At 73.9% G+C, this 16,852-nt stretch carries 15 protein-coding genes; 6 read left to right on the forward strand and 9 right to left on the reverse strand.

All coding sequences use genetic code 11. The features are described 5' to 3' along the window. Position 1: 1 nt before the first annotated feature. The 6 genes from AB0F68_RS01755 to AB0F68_RS01780 form a co-directional block, all read right to left on the reverse strand. Positions 2–991: an alpha-ketoacid dehydrogenase subunit beta gene (locus tag AB0F68_RS01755; protein WP_357332091.1), complete on the reverse strand. Its 990-nt coding sequence runs from the start codon at positions 989–991 to the stop codon at positions 2–4. Further along, positions 991–2,169 carry a pyruvate dehydrogenase (acetyl-transferring) E1 component subunit alpha gene (gene pdhA, locus AB0F68_RS01760; RefSeq protein WP_357332094.1) on the reverse strand — a complete coding sequence of 393 codons (1,179 nt, stop codon included), beginning with the start codon at positions 2,167–2,169 and terminating at the stop codon, positions 991–993. Before pdhA ends, AB0F68_RS01755 begins: the two co-directional genes overlap by 1 nt. Before the next feature lie 615 nt (positions 2,170–2,784). Further along, a complete protein-coding gene (locus tag AB0F68_RS01765) occupies positions 2,785–3,435 on the reverse strand; it encodes a hypothetical protein (protein WP_357332097.1) in 651 nt (216 codons plus the stop codon). An 11-nt stretch (positions 3,436–3,446) separates the two neighbouring features. Beyond that, positions 3,447–4,667, reverse strand: a complete 1,221-nt coding sequence (locus AB0F68_RS01770) for a hypothetical protein (protein WP_357332101.1) — start codon at positions 4,665–4,667, stop codon at positions 3,447–3,449. A gap of 67 nt (positions 4,668–4,734) precedes the next feature. Further along, complete coding sequence (locus AB0F68_RS01775) at positions 4,735–6,393, reverse strand: GTPase (protein WP_357332864.1); 1,659 nt, start codon at positions 6,391–6,393, stop codon at positions 4,735–4,737. 17 nt (positions 6,394–6,410) lie between these two features. Next, the gene (locus AB0F68_RS01780) at positions 6,411–8,249 is read right to left on the reverse strand and encodes an ABC transporter (protein WP_357332104.1); all 1,839 of its coding nucleotides are present in this window, start codon (positions 8,247–8,249) and stop codon (positions 6,411–6,413) included. A gap of 208 nt (positions 8,250–8,457) precedes the next feature. Here AB0F68_RS01780 and dnaK point away from each other — a divergent pair, with 208 nt between their 5' ends. The 5 genes from dnaK to AB0F68_RS01805 all read left to right on the forward strand — a co-directional run bounded on the left by dnaK (position 8,458) and on the right by AB0F68_RS01805 (position 13,245). Next, positions 8,458–10,323, forward strand: coding sequence for a molecular chaperone DnaK (gene dnaK / locus AB0F68_RS01785; protein ID WP_357332106.1), 1,866 nt, complete (start codon positions 8,458–8,460; stop codon positions 10,321–10,323). A 48-nt stretch (positions 10,324–10,371) separates the two neighbouring features. Further along, positions 10,372–11,121: a nucleotide exchange factor GrpE gene (gene grpE, locus AB0F68_RS01790; RefSeq protein ID WP_357332108.1), complete on the forward strand. Its 750-nt coding sequence runs from the start codon at positions 10,372–10,374 to the stop codon at positions 11,119–11,121. 79 nt (positions 11,122–11,200) lie between these two features. Beyond that, complete coding sequence (dnaJ, locus tag AB0F68_RS01795; RefSeq protein ID WP_357332110.1) at positions 11,201–12,382, forward strand: molecular chaperone DnaJ; 1,182 nt, start codon at positions 11,201–11,203, stop codon at positions 12,380–12,382. Between the two features lie 31 nt (positions 12,383–12,413). Then, positions 12,414–12,854, forward strand: a complete 441-nt coding sequence (locus AB0F68_RS01800; RefSeq protein WP_357332112.1) for a MerR family transcriptional regulator — start codon at positions 12,414–12,416, stop codon at positions 12,852–12,854. 181 nt (positions 12,855–13,035) lie between these two features. Next, positions 13,036–13,245 carry a hypothetical protein gene (locus AB0F68_RS01805; RefSeq protein WP_357332114.1) on the forward strand — a complete coding sequence of 70 codons (210 nt, stop codon included), beginning with the start codon at positions 13,036–13,038 and terminating at the stop codon, positions 13,243–13,245. A gap of 61 nt (positions 13,246–13,306) precedes the next feature. Here AB0F68_RS01805 and AB0F68_RS01810 read toward each other — a convergent pair whose 3' ends face one another. The 3 genes from AB0F68_RS01810 to AB0F68_RS01820 form a co-directional block, all read right to left on the reverse strand. Continuing rightward, on the reverse strand, positions 13,307–13,735 hold the full coding sequence (locus tag AB0F68_RS01810) for a hypothetical protein (RefSeq protein ID WP_151465805.1): 429 nt from the start codon (positions 13,733–13,735) through the stop codon (positions 13,307–13,309). A 170-nt stretch (positions 13,736–13,905) separates the two neighbouring features. Next, on the reverse strand, positions 13,906–15,114 hold the full coding sequence (locus AB0F68_RS01815) for a cation:proton antiporter (RefSeq protein WP_357332116.1): 1,209 nt from the start codon (positions 15,112–15,114) through the stop codon (positions 13,906–13,908). Between the two features lie 7 nt (positions 15,115–15,121). Beyond that, positions 15,122–15,622, reverse strand: a complete 501-nt coding sequence (locus AB0F68_RS01820; RefSeq protein WP_357332118.1) for a TrkA C-terminal domain-containing protein — start codon at positions 15,620–15,622, stop codon at positions 15,122–15,124. 31 nt (positions 15,623–15,653) lie between these two features. Between AB0F68_RS01820 and AB0F68_RS01825 the strand changes: the two genes are divergently transcribed. Continuing rightward, positions 15,654–16,757, forward strand: a complete 1,104-nt coding sequence (locus AB0F68_RS01825; RefSeq protein ID WP_357332120.1) for a hypothetical protein — start codon at positions 15,654–15,656, stop codon at positions 16,755–16,757. The last annotated feature ends 95 nt before the right edge of the window (positions 16,758–16,852 follow it).

Raw genomic sequence — 16,852 nt, forward strand, 5'->3', positions numbered from 1 at the left:
CTCACCAGCCGAAGGTGCGGTCGACGGCGTCGAGCACCCGGTCGAGGTCGGGCAGGTACTCCTCCTCCACCCGGGCGGCCGGGTAGGGGGTGTCGAAGCCGGTGACCCGCAGCACCGGGGACTCCAGGGAGTAGAAGCACTCCTCGGTGACCCGGGCGGCGATCTCCGACCCGAGGCCCAGGTTGCCCGGGGCCTCGTGGACGACCACGCAGCGGCCGGTGCGCTTCACCGACTCGTACGCGGCGGTCAGGTCGAGCGGGGAGAGCGTGCGCAGGTCGATGACCTCCAGCTCCCGGCCGTCCTCGGCGGCGGCGGTGGCCGCGTCCAGGGCGGTGCGCACCATCGGGCCGTACGCCAGCACGGTGGCGTCGGTGCCCGGCCGGGCGACCCGGGCGGCGTGCAGCGGGTACGCCTCGGCGAGCGGGGCGTCCAGCTCGACCGGGCCCTTCTCCCAGTAGCGCCGCTTCGGCTCCAGGAAGACGATCGGGTCGTCGGAGGCGATGGCCTGCTGGATCATCGAGTAGCCGTCCTGCGGGTTCGCGCAGCTGACGACCTTCAGGCCGGCGGTGTGCGCGAAGTACGCCTCGGGCGACTCCGAGTGGTGCTCGACCGCGCCGATGCCACCGCCGTACGGGATGCGGATCACTATCGGGATCCGTACCTTGCCCTGCGAGCGGTAGTGCATCTTCGCCACCTGCGACACGATCTGGTCGTACGCCGGGTAGACGAAGCCGTCGAACTGGATCTCGCAGACCGGCCGGAAGCCGCGGATGGCCAGGCCGACCGCGGTGCCGATGATGCCGGACTCGGCGAGCGGGGTGTCGATCACCCGCTGGTCGCCGAAGTCCTTCTGCAGGCCGTCGGTGATCCGGAAGACGCCGCCGAGCTTGCCGACGTCCTCGCCCATGATGACGACCTTCGGGTCGTTCTCCAGGGCCTTGCGCAGGCCGGCGTTGAGGGCCTTGCCGAGGGTGAGCGTCTCCGTGGCCATCAGTGGGCGCTCCCCTCGAACGACTCCATGTACTTCGTGAACTGGGCCCGCTGCTCGTCGAGCTCCGGGGACCCGTTGGGGTAGACGTGGTCGAACATGGTCACCGGCTCCGGGTCGGGCATGGCGAGCACGCGCTCCCGCAGGTGCACCGACTCGGCGCGGGCCTGCTCGTCGACCTCGGCGAAGAACGACTCGTCGACGATCTGCTGCTTGGTCAGGAACGCCTTCATCCGGGCGATCGGGTCCTTGGCCTGCCAGGCCTCGACCTCGCTGGCGATCCGGTAGCGGGTCGGGTCGTCCGAGGTGGTGTGGGCGCCCATCCGGTAGGTGTACGCCTCAATCAGGCTCGGGCCCTGGCCGTGCCGCGCGTTGTCCAGCGCGTGCCGGGTCACCGCGTACGACGCCAGCACGTCGTTGCCGTCCACCCGCACGCCGGGGAAGCCGAAGCCGCCGGCCCGCTGATAGAGCGGGACGCGGGTCTGGCGCTCCAGCGGCTCCGAGATGGCGTACTGGTTGTTCTGGCAGAAGAACACCAGTGGGGCGTTGAAGACGCTGGCCCAGACGAAGGCCTCGTTGACGTCGCCCTGGCTGGTGGCGCCGTCACCGAAGTAGGCGATCACCGCTTCGCCGTCGTCGCCGCCGGTCTTGCCGTCCATGGCGACACCCATGGCGTACCCGGTCGCGTGCAGGGTCTGCGCCCCGATGACGATCGTGTACATGTTGAACTTGAACTCGTTCGGGTCCCAGCCGCCCTGGTCGACGCCGCGGAACAGGCCGAGCGGCATGATCGGGTCGATGCCCCGGCAGTAGAGGACGCCGTGCTCCCGGTAGGTCGGGAAGGCCATGTCCTGCGTGCGCAGCGCCCGGCCGGAGCCGACCTGCGCCGCCTCCTGGCCCAGCAGGCTGGCCCAGAGGCCCAGCTCGCCCTGGCGCTGGAGCGCCGTGGCCTCGGCGTCGAGCTTCCGGACCAGCACGAGGTCGCGGTAGAGCCCGCGGTACTCCTCGTCGGTGAAGTCGACGCGGTACTCGGTCCCGTCGGGGCCGAGCGCGCTCTCGATCCGCTCGCCGTCGGGCGTGAGCAGTTGCACGAGCTCCGGTTCGCCCGTGGCGGCGGCGCGCTTGGTACGGGGTGCCGCCCGCCTGCTGCGGGTGGCGGCCCCGGGGTCGCCCTTTGCCATCCGTCTCTCCCTGTCTGGTCTGCGCCGGCGCCGGGGGGTGACCCGTGCCGCGCACATCGTGCGCCCGATCCGGCTGGTGCCGGGTCGGTCCCTGGCGGCCGCGCCTAGCCCCGGTGAGGGTTGCCGCGCGGCGTGAGCCGGGTCCCGTGAGGAGCCCGACCCGGGAGCGCCGGCGCCGTACCGCACCAGCCGCGGGGTGCGCGGAGGTGGCGGCTGCGTTGCCGTCGTGCCTGAATGATTGCAGAGGAGGTGAGCGGGCCCACAGTATGGCCTCCTCCACCGGTGACGTTCCGTCTCGTTCACGACGGATAGACGCATTTGTCTGGTGAGTCGTCCTCGGAGGACGGACAATGTGTGTGTCGACACGCTGTGGCGGCTGGTGAACTGACTGTCACTGGTCCAAGCTGATGCAGGATTCCTCTGCGGCATTTGTCCGTTTAGTTTGCGCCGGGATCCCGCCCTGTCCACGCGTACGAGGAGTGTGCCGGTGTCCGAGCCGTCAGAGGGTCCCCCGGGTTCCCCGTTCCTCGGCCGGCACCGGGCGGTGCCGCGATCGGCCTACCGACGGGTGGTCGGCGCGCACCGCGCGCACGGCCTCGGCGGCCCGAGCCGGGGCTACCTGTTCACCGTCGCGCTGCTGGCCGGCACCGCCTCCATGCCGATCCTCGCCGCGATCAGCACCGGGTCGGCCACCGTGGGCAACAGCGCCCTGCCGGACAGCAGCACCCCGTTCATCCCGACCCCCTCGGTCGGTCCGGTCGTGATCCCGCTGCCCGAGGGGACCCAGTCCCCGGTGCCGCCCACCCGGACGCCCGTTCCCGGCCCGGGGGCCACCACCGCGCCGCCCGCGGCGCCGGCCCTGCCCGACGACAGCGACCTCGGCTCCCGGCACCGGTCCCGCCCGCCCGCCCCCAGGCCGGTGCCCGCACCGGCGCCCACCCGGACCAGACCGGTCGGTCCGCCGCGCCCGTCGCCGCCCTCGCCGTCACCGTCCCCGTCCGACCCGGCCACCCCGGAGCCGACCCCGAGCCCGACCGCAGAGCCCACCGGCACCTGGTCCGAGCCGACCACGGAGCCGAGGCCGACCACCGAGCCGTCACCGACCGACGAACCGGACCCGACGACCGCGCCGCCGGGCGGCACGCCGGCACCCACCGGGATGCCGTCGGAGCCGCCCACGCCGACGCTCAGCCCGCGTCCGCGCCCGAGCCACGACCCGCACCCGAGCGCCACGGCGTCGGCCACCGCCCGCCGGTAGGACCTCACCGGCGGGCGGGTCAGGCCTGCTCGTCGCTCAGACGGTGCCGGTTCGCCTCGATCCAGGCGTCCAGGGCGGCCGGATCGTCGGGGTCGACGCCGTCCGCCATGAGCTGGGCGACCGCGGCCGTGGCCGGGCTGCGCCGCTCGCCGGTGCTGTAGAGCCGGGCGAACTCGGGGATCATCTCCTCGATCGCCCCGTCCGTGCGGGCAGCGGCCGCCGCCGGCAGACCCCGCTGGCGGGCCGCGTACGCCGCCCAGCCGCGCAGCACCCGGGGCAGCATGGCCGCGTCGTCCATGTCCAGCACGGCCCGGCGGTGCACCCAGTCGAGCAGGAACAGCTCGGCGACGGTCGGGCTCCACCGCATCGGGTCGGCGTCCGGGAAGCTCGCCGCGTGGTCCAGCAGCAGCCCCAGGCAGAAGTGCAGCGAGGCCAGCTCCCCGTCGGCCACCCGGTCCAGGCCGAACCGGACCGCCTCGGGCGAGGCGAGGAAGGCCCGGATCAGCCGGGTCCGCGCCTCGTCGGTGAGCTGCGGGACGTCAGCCGTCGCCGCCGGGGCCGGCGCGGGCAGCACGCCCAGCCGGGCGCCCACCAGCGCCCGGTCGGTGGCCAGTGACCCCTGCGCGGGCAGCTCGCCCAGGTCGTCGGTGACCGCCAGGTGGCGGCTCACCTCGGCACGCATCCGGGCCGGGTCCTCGGTGCGGAACCAGGTGAACTCGTCCTCGGTGCAGATCTCCCGGGCCTGCTCGACGATCCGGGCGGCCGGGCCGCCCACGAACACGTCCTTGGTGATCCCGATGTTGTGGTCGACGAGGGCCACCAGGGCGTGCTCCGCCCCGCCCTCGTCGTCGTCGTAGGCGAAGGTGGCCAGGTAGGAGGTCTGGTCGCCAAACACGTCGCCGTACGACCAGGCGCCGGTGAGGTGCACCCGGCCGAGCTGGCCGGCCCAGGCCGGGGCGTACGCGCCGGGGCGGACCCGGGTGGCGCCCGCCGCGTCCGGCACCAGGGCGGCGAAGACGGCGCGGATGGTGGTGGCGGCCGCGCTGCGGCGGCGCGAGGTGGCGGTGAGGAAGCCGGCCACGAACTCGCGGACGGCGTTCTCGCGGTCGGTCTCGGCAACGGCGTAGACGCTGCCCAGCAGCGCGGCGCCGAGCATCTCCGCGTCCAGGGCGGAGTCGAGCCTCGTCACGTCGCGAGCGGCGTGCAGCACCGCCTCGTAGGGGGTCTGTGGCGTGGCCATGCACCGACCCTACGCCGCCCGGCCCGCCCCGACACCGGTCAGCACGCCGGGCATTCCGCGCCGGGACTCAGCCCCGGGCCGCCTCCCGCAGCGCCTCACGGGCCTCGGCGTAGCGGGCCAGCACCGCCCAGACCGGGTTCAGCACGTGCTTCTCGCCGACGCTGCCCACCGAGGTGAGCAGCCGCTGCTCGGCCCGGCGCCGGGCGCGCCGCGCCGCCCACCGGATCACCGGCCGGGTCAGCGCCGCGATCAGCAGCCCGGCCAGCAGACCGCCGAGCAGCAGCACGGTGGGCCAGGGCACCTCGCCGAGCTCCGGGTAATCGAGGGCGGGCAGACCGAGGATGCGCAGCGCGTAGCCCAGCACCAGCCAGGCCAGCCCCGCCAGCGCCGCGAGGGTGACCAGCCACTGGAGCGCGCCGACCACCCGCCACCAGGTCGGCCGCCGGTCCATGCCCAGGTCGGTGGCGGCCACCGCGTGGTCCAGCGCGTCGGGCAGGTCGGCCAGCCGGGACCGGGCCGCGGCGGTCACCGCGGCCGGCCAGGGCGCCGGCAGCTCGGCGGCGGAGCGATCGGCCACCGCGCGGATGGCCAGGTTGAGCGCCGAGCGCTGCGCGGCGGTGGGATCGGGTACGGAGGTGGCCGCGACCAGGCTCTCGGCCGGCGCGTCGGCACCCCCGCCGGGCAGGTGCAGCCGGCGCAGCGGGTCCGGCCGCAGCTTCCGCCAGCCCCGGACCAGCGGCCAGCCGGTGCTGCCGACGGCCCGGTGCCGGTACGCGCCCTCGACCGCCTCGGCCACCGTCGGCACCCCGGCCGCGCCGGCCAGCGCCGTGGTGAGCTCCCGTGCCGAGGCGTCACCCGGCCCGGTACGCGGCGGCTCCGGCCCGACCAGCGGTTCGAGCCCGGCCACCACGGCGTCGACGTCGCCGGACAGCCGGCGCAGGGCGGCCTGCCGCTCGGCGACCGTACGCTCCAGCTCGGCGCGGAGCCCGTCCAGCCCGGCCGGGTCCACCGCCACCGTGGGCAGCAGCGGCACCCCCTCGAGCCCGTCGGCGTCGAGCAGCCGGCGCAGGTCGCCGAGGACCCGGGGCAGCTCGGCCGGGGGCAGCCGGTCGGCCTGGTTGAGCACCACCACGGTCACGTCCTTGTGCCGGTGGAACTCGCGCAGGTAGCTGGTGTGGATCACCCGGTCGGCGTACTTCTGCGGGTCGACCACCCAGACCACCAGGTCGACCAGGCCGAGCAGCCGGTCCACCTCCAGCCGGTGGCCCCGCTGCACCGAGTCGAAGTCGGGCAGGTCCAGCAGGACCAGGCCGTGCAGGGCGGACTCGTCGTCGCCGTCCAGCGGGCTCTCCCGGACGAACCGGTGCCGGGGCAGCACGCCGATCCAGTCGAGCAGCCGGGACGCGCCGTCCAGCTGCCCCCAGACGCAGGCGTGCGCCACCCCGGTGGTCGGCCGGCGGACGCCGACCGGGGAGAGGTCCAGCCGGGCGAGGGCGTTGAACAGGCTCGACTTGCCGCTGCCGGTCGCCCCGGCCAGCGCGACCACGGTGTGGTGGCCGGAGAGGGCGAGCCGGGTGCCGGCCCGCTCGACCACGGTGTGCGCGGCGACCAGTTGGGCGTCGGGCACCTGGCCGTCGACCGCGCCGAGGAAGCGCTGGACCGCCTGGAGGCGGGCGATCAGGACGTCGGGATCGACCCGCTGCCCGCCGCGGAACGCCTCCCGCATCCGGCCGACGATGTTGCTCACGCGCGCCCGCCCTGGTCGGCGGCGGGCAACGCCGGGCCCGGCGTACCGGAGAGGCCGGCGCGGTGCCGGGCCTTCTCCACCTCGCCGGCCGCCCGGCGCAGCGCGGCGCCGGCCTCGGCGGCCGGGCGCGCCTCGGCGGTGCGGGCGAGGAACCGGTCGGCCTCCTCCGTCAGCAGCGCGCCGATCCGGTTCAGCAGGTCCACCCGGGCCTTGCTGGCCAGGTTGCGGACCGCCTGGTCGCCGAAGATGGCCTGGAGCACCGCCTGCGCGGCGACCGTGGTGCCGGCGCCGGTGGCGACCTCCAGCCCGGTCGGGATGAACGCGGTGGCCGCGAAGACCGCGATCATGACGGCCAGGCCGGTGGCGTTGACCGCGTACGCGGCGGTGCGGGCCACGAAGCGGCGGTCGCCACCCTCTTCCCGGACCAGCTCCAGCACGCCCCGCTGCCAGTCGCGGACCAGCCGCTCGGCGCGCTCGGGCAGGTCGGCCGAGGCGTGCGCCAGCTCCGGTTCGAGCAGCGCCGCCCCGGCCGGGTGCGCCTTCCACCCGGTGTACGCGTTCTCCGCTGCCTCCGCGGCCACCCCGCGCAGGAGCGTCACCAGTTGGGACTCGATGGCGTTGCGCAGCTCGGCGGCCGGGGCCGGACGGCCGGTGACCGCGGCGACCACCCGGTCGCGCATCCGGCCGATCCGCGCCTCCAGGGTGCGGAAGAACTCGCCGGTGCCGACGAACTCCTGCCAGCGGGCGAGCACCTCGCCGCGGAGCAGCCGGCCGTCCTTGAGGCCCTGGTCGACGGTCCGTTCCGCGCCCCGGTAGGCCGCCCGGACCCGCTCGTCCAGCGCGTCGGCGGCGGCCACCTGCTCGTCGGCGGCGTCGGCCAGCGCGTCCACGGTGGGGTGCAGCGCGGCCAGCGCGCCGTCGAGGGTCTGCCGGACCACGGCGGAGCGGGCCTCGGCGTCGCCGGCGAGCCGGGCGAACCAGGCGGCCAGCGGGGCGGTGACCTTGTCGGGGAGCAGCCCCTGCCCGTCCACCCAGGTCTCCGGCAGGACGAACAGCGGCGCGGCGCCCAGGTCCTGCGCGGCGAGCATCTCCGACAGGTGGGCGGCGATCTCGTCCGCCGCCTCCGGGGGCACCCGGTCGAGGACCATGGCGACGGCCGTGCCCCGGGCCCGGGCGCTGCGTAGCAGCTCCCACGGGACGGCGTCGGCGTAGCGGGCAGCCGTGGTGACGAAGAGCCAGAGGTCGGCGGCGGCCAGCAGCTGCCCGGCCAGGGCCCGGTTGGCGTCGACCACCGAGTCGATGTCGGGCGCGTCGAGGAAGGCCAGCCCGGCCGGGAGCGCCGGGGCGGTGACCAGCTGGAGGGTGCCCGGGTTCTCGCTCGGCTCGGTGGTCCGGGTCAGGCCGGGCAGCAGCTCGCCCTGGCGGAACCAGGCGGCGTCGGCCGGGTTGCAGACCAGCACGGGCGAGCGGGTGGTCGGGCGGAGCACCCCGGCGGCGCTGACCCGCGCCTGGACCAGGCTGTTGACCAGCGTCGACTTGCCGGCCCCGGTCGAGCCGCCGACCACCACCAGGAGCGGGGCGTCGAGGCGGGCGAGCCGGGGCAGCAGGTAGTCGTCGAGCTGGTCGGTGAGGCCGGCGGCGGTGCGCCGGGCCGGCTCGGCCGAGGGCAGGGCCAGCGGGAACCCGGCCGCCCCGATCGCGGCCCGCAGGCCGGTGAGCGCGGCGGGCAGACCCGCCGCGGCCTCGGCGGGCGGATCCTGACCGGCGTCGGGTCCGGTGCGGGCTGCGACGGCGGGCGCGCCGGCATGGGTGGCGGGATCGCCGTGCGTCGTCACCGCTAAAGCGTGCCCGACCGACGCAAGGTAAGACAACCGGACGGTAATAACGGTCGGGTTGCGTCGGGTCGGCTCAACCTCGACTTGCGGATTGCCGGTCGCGTGGCACTATTGAGTCAAGTTCACTCAACTTGTGGTGCGGTCGCTGCGGGCGACCCGCCGGGCAGGCCCGTTGACCTGCTCACCGTTACGAAGCGAGGAAGCGAACATGGCACGTGCGGTCGGCATCGACCTCGGCACGACGAACTCCTGCGTCAGCGTTCTCGAGGGCGGTGAGCCCACCGTCATCGCCAACGCGGAGGGCTCCCGGACGACGCCCTCGATCGTCGCGTTCGCCCGCAACGGCGAGGTGCTCGTCGGTGAGGTCGCGAAGCGCCAGGCGGTGACCAACCCGGACCGGACCATCCGCTCGGTCAAGCGGGAGATCGGCACCAACTGGACCGTCGACATCGACGGCAAGAAGTACACCCCGCAGGAGATCTCGGCCCGCACGCTGATGAAGCTCAAGCGGGACGCCGAGGCGTACCTGGGTGAGCAGATCACCGACGCGGTGATCACCGTGCCGGCCTACTTCAACGACGGCCAGCGGCAGGCCACCAAGGAGGCCGGTGAGATCGCCGGCTTCAACGTGCTGCGGATCGTGAACGAGCCGACCGCGGCCGCGCTGGCGTACGGCCTCGACAAGGGCTCCAAGGAGCAGACCGTCCTGGTCTTCGACCTGGGTGGCGGCACCTTCGACGTCTCGCTGCTGGAGCTGGCCGAGGGCGTCATCGAGGTGAAGTCGACCAGCGGTGACAACCACCTCGGTGGTGACGACTGGGACCAGCGGATCATCGACCACCTGGTGAAGACCTTCCGCGGCGAGCACGGCATCGACCTGTCCCAGGACAAGATGGCCATGCAGCGGCTCAAGGAGGCGGCCGAGAAGGCCAAGATCGAGCTGTCCGCCGCCACCACCACCAACATCAACCTGCCGTACATCACCGCCGGTTCGGCCGGCCCGCTGCACCTCGACGTGACCCTGAGCCGCGCCGAGTTCCAGCGGATGACGCAGGACCTGCTGGACCGCTGCAAGGGCCCGTTCGAGCAGGCCGTCAAGGACGCCGGGATCAAGGTGTCGGACGTCGACCACGTCATCCTGGTCGGCGGCTCGACCCGGATGCCGGCCGTGACCGACCTGGTCAAGCAGCTCACCGGCAAGGAGCCCAACAAGGGCGTCAACCCGGACGAGGTCGTCGCCGTCGGCGCCGCCCTCCAGGCCGGTGTGCTCAAGGGTGAGGTCAAGGACGTCCTGCTGCTCGACGTGACCCCGCTGAGCCTGGGCATCGAGACCAAGGGCGGCATCTTCACCAAGCTGATCGAGCGCAACACCACCATCCCGACCAAGCGCTCCGAGGTCTTCACCACGGCGGACGACAACCAGCCGTCGGTGCTGATCCAGGTGTTCCAGGGCGAGCGGGAGATCGCGGCCTACAACAAGAAGCTCGGCACCTTCGAGCTGACCGGCCTCCCGCCGGCGCCGCGCGGCGTGCCGCAGATCGAGGTCACCTTCGACATCGACGCCAACGGCATCGTCAACGTGCACGCCAAGGACCTGGGCACCGGCAAGGAACAGAAGATGACGATCACCGGCGGCTCCTCGCTGCCGAAGGACGACATCGAGCGGATGCGCCGGGACGCCGAGGAGCACGCCGAGGAGGACAAGCGCCGGCGTGACGAGGCGGAGACCCGCAACCTCGCCGAGGCGCTCCAGTGGCAGACCGAGAAGTTCCTCGCCGAGAGCGGCGACAAGCTGCCCGCTGAGAACCGCGACCAGCTCAACGAGGCCCTCGGCGAGCTGCGCAGTGCGCTCGGCGGCCAGGACATCGACAAGATCAAGGCCGCGCACGAGAAGCTGGCGCAGGTCTCCCAGCAGGCCGGTTCGCTGCTCTACTCGCAGCAGCAGCAGGGCGAGCAGGGCGAGCAGGGTGCTCCGGGCGCGGCCGGGCCGGGCGCGGGTGCGACCGGTGGTGCCCAGGCCGGCGGCGGCGACGACGTGGTCGACGCGGAGATCGTGGACGAGGACAAGAAGTGACCTTCGGTTCCGGACACGTTTCGCACCGCAGAGGGATGAGGTAGCCGCATGACGGAGAAGCCACGAGCCGCCGACCCGGGCTCCACCGGGTCGGCGTCGGGTGGCTCCGCGACCGCCGGTCAGGGCGGCGGCGAGGAGCCGCGGGTCGTCATCCGTGACAAGCGCAAGATCAGCAAGACCACCGAGCAGGCGGCGACCGACACGTCGGCCGCCGACGCCGCGGCCGACGCGCCCGCCGAGGGGCTGGTCGAGGAGGCCGAGGTCGTGGTCGACGAGATCGAGGCCGAGGCCGCGGTCTCCGGCCCGCCGGTGGTGGACGCCCCGGCCGAGCCGAGCGAGGAGGCCGCCGCGACCGCGCCGCTCGGCGCCGAGGCGGAGTCGCTCCGGGCCGAGCTGGACGAGCGGACCCGCGACCTCAAGCGGGTGTCGGCGGAGTACGCCAACTACCGCAAGCGGGTCGACCGGGACCGCAGCCTGGTCCAGGAGCAGGCGACCGGCACGGTGCTGACCGCGCTGCTGCCGATCCTGGACGACCTGGACCGGGCCCGTGAGCACGGCGACCTGGTGGGCCCGTTCGGCAGCGTGGCCGAACAGCTCACCGCCGCGCTGGGCAAGTTCGGCCTGACCGCGTTCGGCGAGCAGGGTGACCCGTTCGACCCGACCCGGCACGAGGCGGTGGCGCACCAGACCTCCGCCGACGTGACCGAGCCGACCTGCGTGCAGGTCATGCGCCGGGGTTACCAGCTCGGCGAACGGCTGCTGCGGCCCGCCCTGGTCGCGGTCGCCGAACCGGAGTAGTGCCGACCCGTGACGTCCCGCCCGCCCACACCGGGCGGGCGGGACGACCGGGGTACGTCCCGTGGAAGGGGGTGGACCGGTGAGTTCCAAGGACTGGATCGAGAAGGACTACTACGCCGCGCTGGGCGTGGAGAAGTCCGCCTCCTCGGACGAGATCAAGAAGTCGTACCGGAAGCTGGCTCGGGAATCGCACCCGGACCACAACCCCGGTGACCCGAAGGCGGAGGAGCGGTTCAAGGCCGTCTCCGAGGCGTACGCCGTGCTCGGCGACGAGAAGAAGCGCCGCGAGTACGACGAGATGCGGTCCCTCTTCGGCTCCGGTGCCTTCCGGCGCAACGCCCGCGGCGCGGGCCAGCCGGGCGGGATGCCGTTCGACGTCTCCGACCTGTTCGGCGGGGCGGCCGGCGGCGAGGCCCGGTTCGGCGGCGGTGGCCTGGGCGACCTGTTCAGCTCGATCTTCACCGGCGGGGGTGCCGGTGGGGCGACCCGGGCGCGTGGCCCGGCCCGGGGCCGGAACGTCGAGACCGAGGTGGCGCTCGACTTCTCCGACGCCGTCCGCGGCGTCACCGTGCCGTTGACGCTGCGCGCCCCCGGGGTGTGCGAGACGTGCCACGGCAACGGGGCGAAGCCCGGCACCCAGCCGGTGACCTGCCCGGTCTGCCACGGCGCCGGCGTGACGACCCGCAACCAGGGGTCGTTCAGCTTCTCCGAGCCGTGCCGCAACTGCCAGGGCGTGGGCACCGTCGTCGAGGAGAAGTGCCCGGAGTGCCAGGGCACCGGCGGGGTCACCAAGACCCGCACGCTGAACGTGCGCTTCCCGGCGGGAGTGGCCGACGGCCAGCGCATCCGGCTGGCCGGCCGGGGCGAGCCCGGCGAGCGGGGCGGCCCGGCGGGCGACCTGTTCGTGCACGTGAAGGTCCGCCCGGACGAGCTGTTCGGGCGCACCGGGGACGACCTGACCCTGACCGTGCCGGTCACGTTCGCGGAGGCGGTGCTCGGCACCGACCTGCGGGTGCCGACGCTGGACGGCACGGTGACCCTGCGGGTGCCGCCGGGTACGCCCAGCGGTCGGGTGCTGCGCGCCCGGGGCAAGGGCGTCGTACGCCGGGACGGCCGCGCCGGTGACCTGCTGGTCACCCTCGACGTGGTGGTCCCCGCGACATTGTCGGACGAGGCACGGGCGGCGCTGGAGACGTTCGCGGAGCAGACCCCGCCGGCCGCGCGGGAACATCTCGACGCGCGGGTGCGTCGATTCAGTTGACCGGGTGACGAGGCAGCGGAGGTGAGCGGGGATGTCGCAGGAGTTCGTCGGCTCGGGTGACCCTGCCTACGAGGCCAAGGTCCTGATGATCTCGGTGGCGGCGCGGATGGCGGGGATGCACCCGCAGACCCTGCGCCAGTACGACCGGCTGGGCCTGGTGCAGGCCGGCCGGGCGGCCGGCGGCGGTCGCCGGTACAGCGTCCGGGACGTGGTGCTGCTCCGTGAGGTGCAGCGGCTCAGCCAGGACGACGGGATCAACCTGGCCGGGGTCAAGCGGATCATCCATCTGGAACGGTTGCTCGAGGAGGCCCAGCAGCGGGTGGCCCGGCTGGAGGCGGAGCTGGACGCCGCGTACCGCCGGATCGCCGAGCTGGAGTCGCTGGGCGGCTTCTCCCGCGGCGACCTCGTTCCCACCAACCGCACCTCCACCGCGCTCGTCGTCTGGCGCCCCCGCCGCACCCCCGACCGCTGACCCCTCCCCGCCGACCCGAAGGCCGGCGCGCCCCACCCCGGGCCGCGCCGGCCTTCGCACGTCCCAGGGGCTCTCCCACCGCGGCGGTTCGGGAGAAGCGAAGCCCGAGAGGGGTCGGGTTCGCTAGCCTGTGAATGCGGCCGATCGACTCGATTCGGACTCCGAACTGGCAGGGGGAGCCATGGCGGAATCGGCGAAGAGTGTGGCGGAGCGGGCGGAGGAACGGCTGGAGGAAGTGGCCCAGAATGTCCGGGAGCGATTCGACCGGATCACCAAGGGCGGCTTCGCCGACACGGTCAAGGAAGGTCGCTTCGGCGATCAGGTGGACCACGGCGTCGACCGGGCCAGGGACGACGAGCGGCGCAGGAAGCAGGGCGGATCGACCGGCTGAACGATCCGCGACGTGCGGGCCGGGACCCACGGGGGGTCCCGGCCCGTTCGCCTCCCAAGAGCTAGAGCCGCCGGTTCTCCCGCACCAGGCCCCCCTCGCACCAGTCCCGGTAGACGAAGAGGTCCGGCCGCGCGAGCAGCACCCGGCTGTTGTGCGCCCAGTTGCGCATCAGTTCGTCGCCGGCCCGCTCGGCCTGCTCGACGAGCTTGCGGAAGCGGCGCTTCGGGTGGGCCCGGAAGTTCGTCCGGATGCCGTCGGCGGCGTAGATGTAGAGGCAGTGCAGGGCGAACCGGCGGGCCGGGCAGGCCGGGTCCATGGCCAGGTCGAAGAGCGTCTGCACCAGGTGGTCCCCGGCGACCAGCAGGTCCCAGTCCGGGGGCATCGAGGTCAGCGGGACCGAGTCGGGCTGGTAGGCCCACGACCGCAGCTCGGCGGGCGAGGGGTCAACGGGGTTGGCGAAGCCGTGAAACGTCTCTTCCTGCACGCTCACCGGCCGACCTTCCGCTTGCGCTGGCGGGGGCACGGACCACCCGCGGACCCTGGCTGCTGGGGCGACACGTTAACGCGGTTTCGCGGGGTGGCGGTAGACCTTCCCGGGATCAATTCGGCAACCGTTGGCCGGGCCGGGTCCACCGTACGGTCGACCCGGCCCGGCCGAGGTCAGTCGGCCACGCCCACCGGCGCCGGTGGCGGGGGGGCGCTGCGCCGGCGCAGCCACCGCTTGAACCAGGGCAGGTCGGGCAGGCGGGCCAACATCGGGCCGGTCACCACGGTGATCAGCACGTACGCGGTGGCGAGCGCCGCCAGCCGGGGCTCGACCGGGTACGCGGCGGCGACGGCCAGGCCGGCGATGACGATGGAGAACTCGCCGCGCGGGGTGAGCGCGAAGCCGGCCCGCCAGCGACCGGGCTCGGCGATCCCGGCCCGGCGGGCGGCCAGCCAGCCGGTGGCGAGCTTCGTCCCCATGGTGACCACGGCCAGCAGCAGTGCCGGCAGCAGCACCGGCGGCATGTCCAGCGGGTCGGTGACCAGGCCGAAGAAGACGAAGAAGACCGCGGCGAAGAGGTCCCGCAGCGGCGAGAGCAGCTGGGTGGCGTGGTGCGCCACCGGCCCGGACAGCGCGATGCCGACCAGGAACGCACCGACCGCGGCGGAGACCTGGAGCTTGGCCGCGATCCCGGCGACCAGCAGGGTCAGGCCGAGGACGCCGAGCAGGAGCGCCTCGGGGTCCTTCGCGGAGAGCGCGGCGGAGATCATGTGGCCGTACCGGATCGCGACGGCCAGCACGAGGACCACGGTGAGCACCGCGACGGCGAGCGCGATGCCGCCCTTGACCAGGCCGACCCCGGCGAGCAGCGCGGTGACCAGCGGCAGGTAGAGGGCCATCGCCAGGTCCTCGATCACCAGGACGGAAAGGATCACGGGGGTCTCCCGGTTACCGATCCGGCCCAGGTCGCCGAGCACCTTCGCGATCACGCCGGACGACGAGACCCAGGTGACGCCCGCGAGCACCACGGCGGCCACCCAGCCCCAGCCGAGCAGCAGGGCGAAGGCGAAGCCGGGCAGCGCGTTGAGCACCGCGTCGATCAGGCCGGCCCGCGCGGCCGAGCGGAGGTTGCCCACCAGTTCGTTGGCGCTGTATTCCAGGCCGAGCATGACGAGCAGCAGGATGACGCCGATCTCCGCGCCGACGGCGAAGAACTCCTCGCTGGCGTTCAGCGGCAGCAGGCCGCCGTGGCCGAAGGCGAGTCCGGCGAGCAGGTAGAGGGGGATGGGTGAGACACCGAAGCGGCGGCTGAGCCGGCCGAGCAGGCCGAGCAGGAGCAGCAGCGCGCCGACCTCGACGAGCAGCGTGGTGGTTTCGTGCATCCGCGGCTCAGCCGTCCGGGTCGGCTTCGGCGAGGATCGCGGTCACCCCGTCGAGGCCTTGCCGGGTGCCGACCACGACCACCACGTCACCGGCCGCGAACCGGAAGGTGGGATCGGGCGAGGCGATCACCTCGCCGTGGCGCAGCACCGCCACGATGGAGGCGCTGGTGCGCGTGCGTGCCTTGGTGTCACCGAGCCGCTTGTTGACGTACCCGGAGCCGGCCGGGATGACGATCTGCTCGGTGAGCAGCCCGGCGGCCTGCTCACGCAGCCCGGCGAGCTGGCCGAGCATCAGCGACGCGCCGAGGATGTCCGCCAGCGCCTCCGCCTCGTCGTCGGTCAGCGGTATGTCGTGCTGGCAGGAGTCGGGATCCTCCGGGTCGTAGAGGACCAGGTCGCGGCGGCCATTGCGGTGGGAGACCACGCCGAGGCGGCGGCCGGATTCCGTCATCAGATCGTGACGGACGCCGATCCCCGGTAGGGCAGTCTGTTCGACACGTACTCGCACCCGCGCAAGGCTACCGTGCGGAGGAGGGCCCATGATCGGTCGGAAATCACTCCCGGCCATCGGTCTGCTGCTGGTGCCGGCCCTCGCCGCCTGCTCGATCGGGAACGTCCGCCGGCCCCCACCCGACCGGTCGTCCGCGCCCCCGCGGCCGGCGCCGACCGCGCCGGCGCCGTCGCGGGCGGTCGGCTTCGACGAGGTACGCCACGTCCGGATCACCGTCGACCGACGGTACGACCGCCCGTTCGTCGAGTTCGTCGACGCCGAGCACGGGTACGCGCTCTTCGCCGCCTGCGACGGCGGGCCGCCCGGCCGCGGCTGCACCGCCCTGCTGCACGGCACGGTGGACGGTGGCCGTACCTGGCAGGCCCTGCGGCATCCCCGTCCGGTGGCGGTGGACCAGCAGCTCTACGCGGTGCCGGGGGCGCTGGTGCTGCTCGCCGAGCCGTACGGCTGGTACACCTCGACCGACGGCGGGGCCACCTTCGTCCACACCACCGGCGCGGAGCCGGCCGCGCTGGTGGCGGCCCGGGGTCGTTTCCAGGTGGCCGAGGCGCTCGGTGCGGTGGCCGAGTGGGACGGCCACGCCCTGCGCCCATTGCCCGCCCAGCCGGCCGTACCCGGGCTGAACACCGTGGGGCACTCCGGCGACCTGGTGGTGGCCGCCGGCGCGCGTGACGGCCGGCCCTACGCCGCCCTGTCCCGGGACGCGGGCCGGCACTGGACGTCGACGCCGCTGTCCTGGCGGGGCGACGAGGTCGGGGTGCTGCGGGTGGTGATCGCACCGGACGGTGGCGCGTGGCTGGTCGGGGAGCGCCCGGACCGGACGGGCTTCCCGGCGCTCTGGCGGCTGGTGGGTGGCCGGGAGTGGTCCCTGGTCCGCGCCGTCGGGCATCCCGCCCAGGCCCGCTCGGTGGCGCCGCTCGGGGCCGAGTTGGTGGCGGTGACCAGCCCGGACGGGGTGGGCGTGGTGGCCGGAGGCCGCTACTACCGGGTCGACTGGCCGCTGCGCGGGGAGCACGACCTCACGGTGCTCGGCGACGGCACGATCGCCGCCCGGGCGCCGGACGACGTGGTGCTCGGCACGGGCTGGACCGCCAACCGGCGCTGGGTCAGGGTGGTGCTGGACGGCGGGTGACCGGCGCCGGACGATCGAGGTGACTGGCGTCACACCGTTGGAGTTGAGCGGAATAGACTCAACTCTGGTTGTGTCCTTTCCAGTGGACACGCCGA

This window comes from Micromonospora sp. NPDC023966 (assembly GCF_040639095.1).
Taxonomy (GTDB): Bacteria; Actinomycetota; Actinomycetes; order Mycobacteriales; family Micromonosporaceae; genus Micromonospora.

Coding starts and splice junctions, on each gene's coding strand:
- pdhA (WP_357332094.1), bottom strand. CDS start 2,169: ATGGCAAAGGGCGACCCCGGGGCCGCCACCCGCAGCAGGCGGGCGGCA.
- AB0F68_RS01775 (WP_357332864.1), bottom strand. CDS start 6,393: ATGCGGGAGGCGTTCCGCGGCGGGCAGCGGGTCGATCCCGACGTCCTG.
- AB0F68_RS01825 (WP_357332120.1), top strand. CDS start 15,654: ATGATCGGTCGGAAATCACTCCCGGCCATCGGTCTGCTGCTGGTGCCG.
- grpE (WP_357332108.1), top strand. CDS start 10,372: ATGACGGAGAAGCCACGAGCCGCCGACCCGGGCTCCACCGGGTCGGCG.
- dnaK (WP_357332106.1), top strand. CDS start 8,458: ATGGCACGTGCGGTCGGCATCGACCTCGGCACGACGAACTCCTGCGTC.
- AB0F68_RS01800 (WP_357332112.1), top strand. CDS start 12,414: ATGTCGCAGGAGTTCGTCGGCTCGGGTGACCCTGCCTACGAGGCCAAG.
- AB0F68_RS01755 (WP_357332091.1), bottom strand. CDS start 991: ATGGCCACGGAGACGCTCACCCTCGGCAAGGCCCTCAACGCCGGCCTG.
- AB0F68_RS01770 (WP_357332101.1), bottom strand. CDS start 4,667: ATGGCCACGCCACAGACCCCCTACGAGGCGGTGCTGCACGCCGCTCGC.
- AB0F68_RS01815 (WP_357332116.1), bottom strand. CDS start 15,114: ATGCACGAAACCACCACGCTGCTCGTCGAGGTCGGCGCGCTGCTGCTC.
- AB0F68_RS01805 (WP_357332114.1), top strand. CDS start 13,036: ATGGCGGAATCGGCGAAGAGTGTGGCGGAGCGGGCGGAGGAACGGCTG.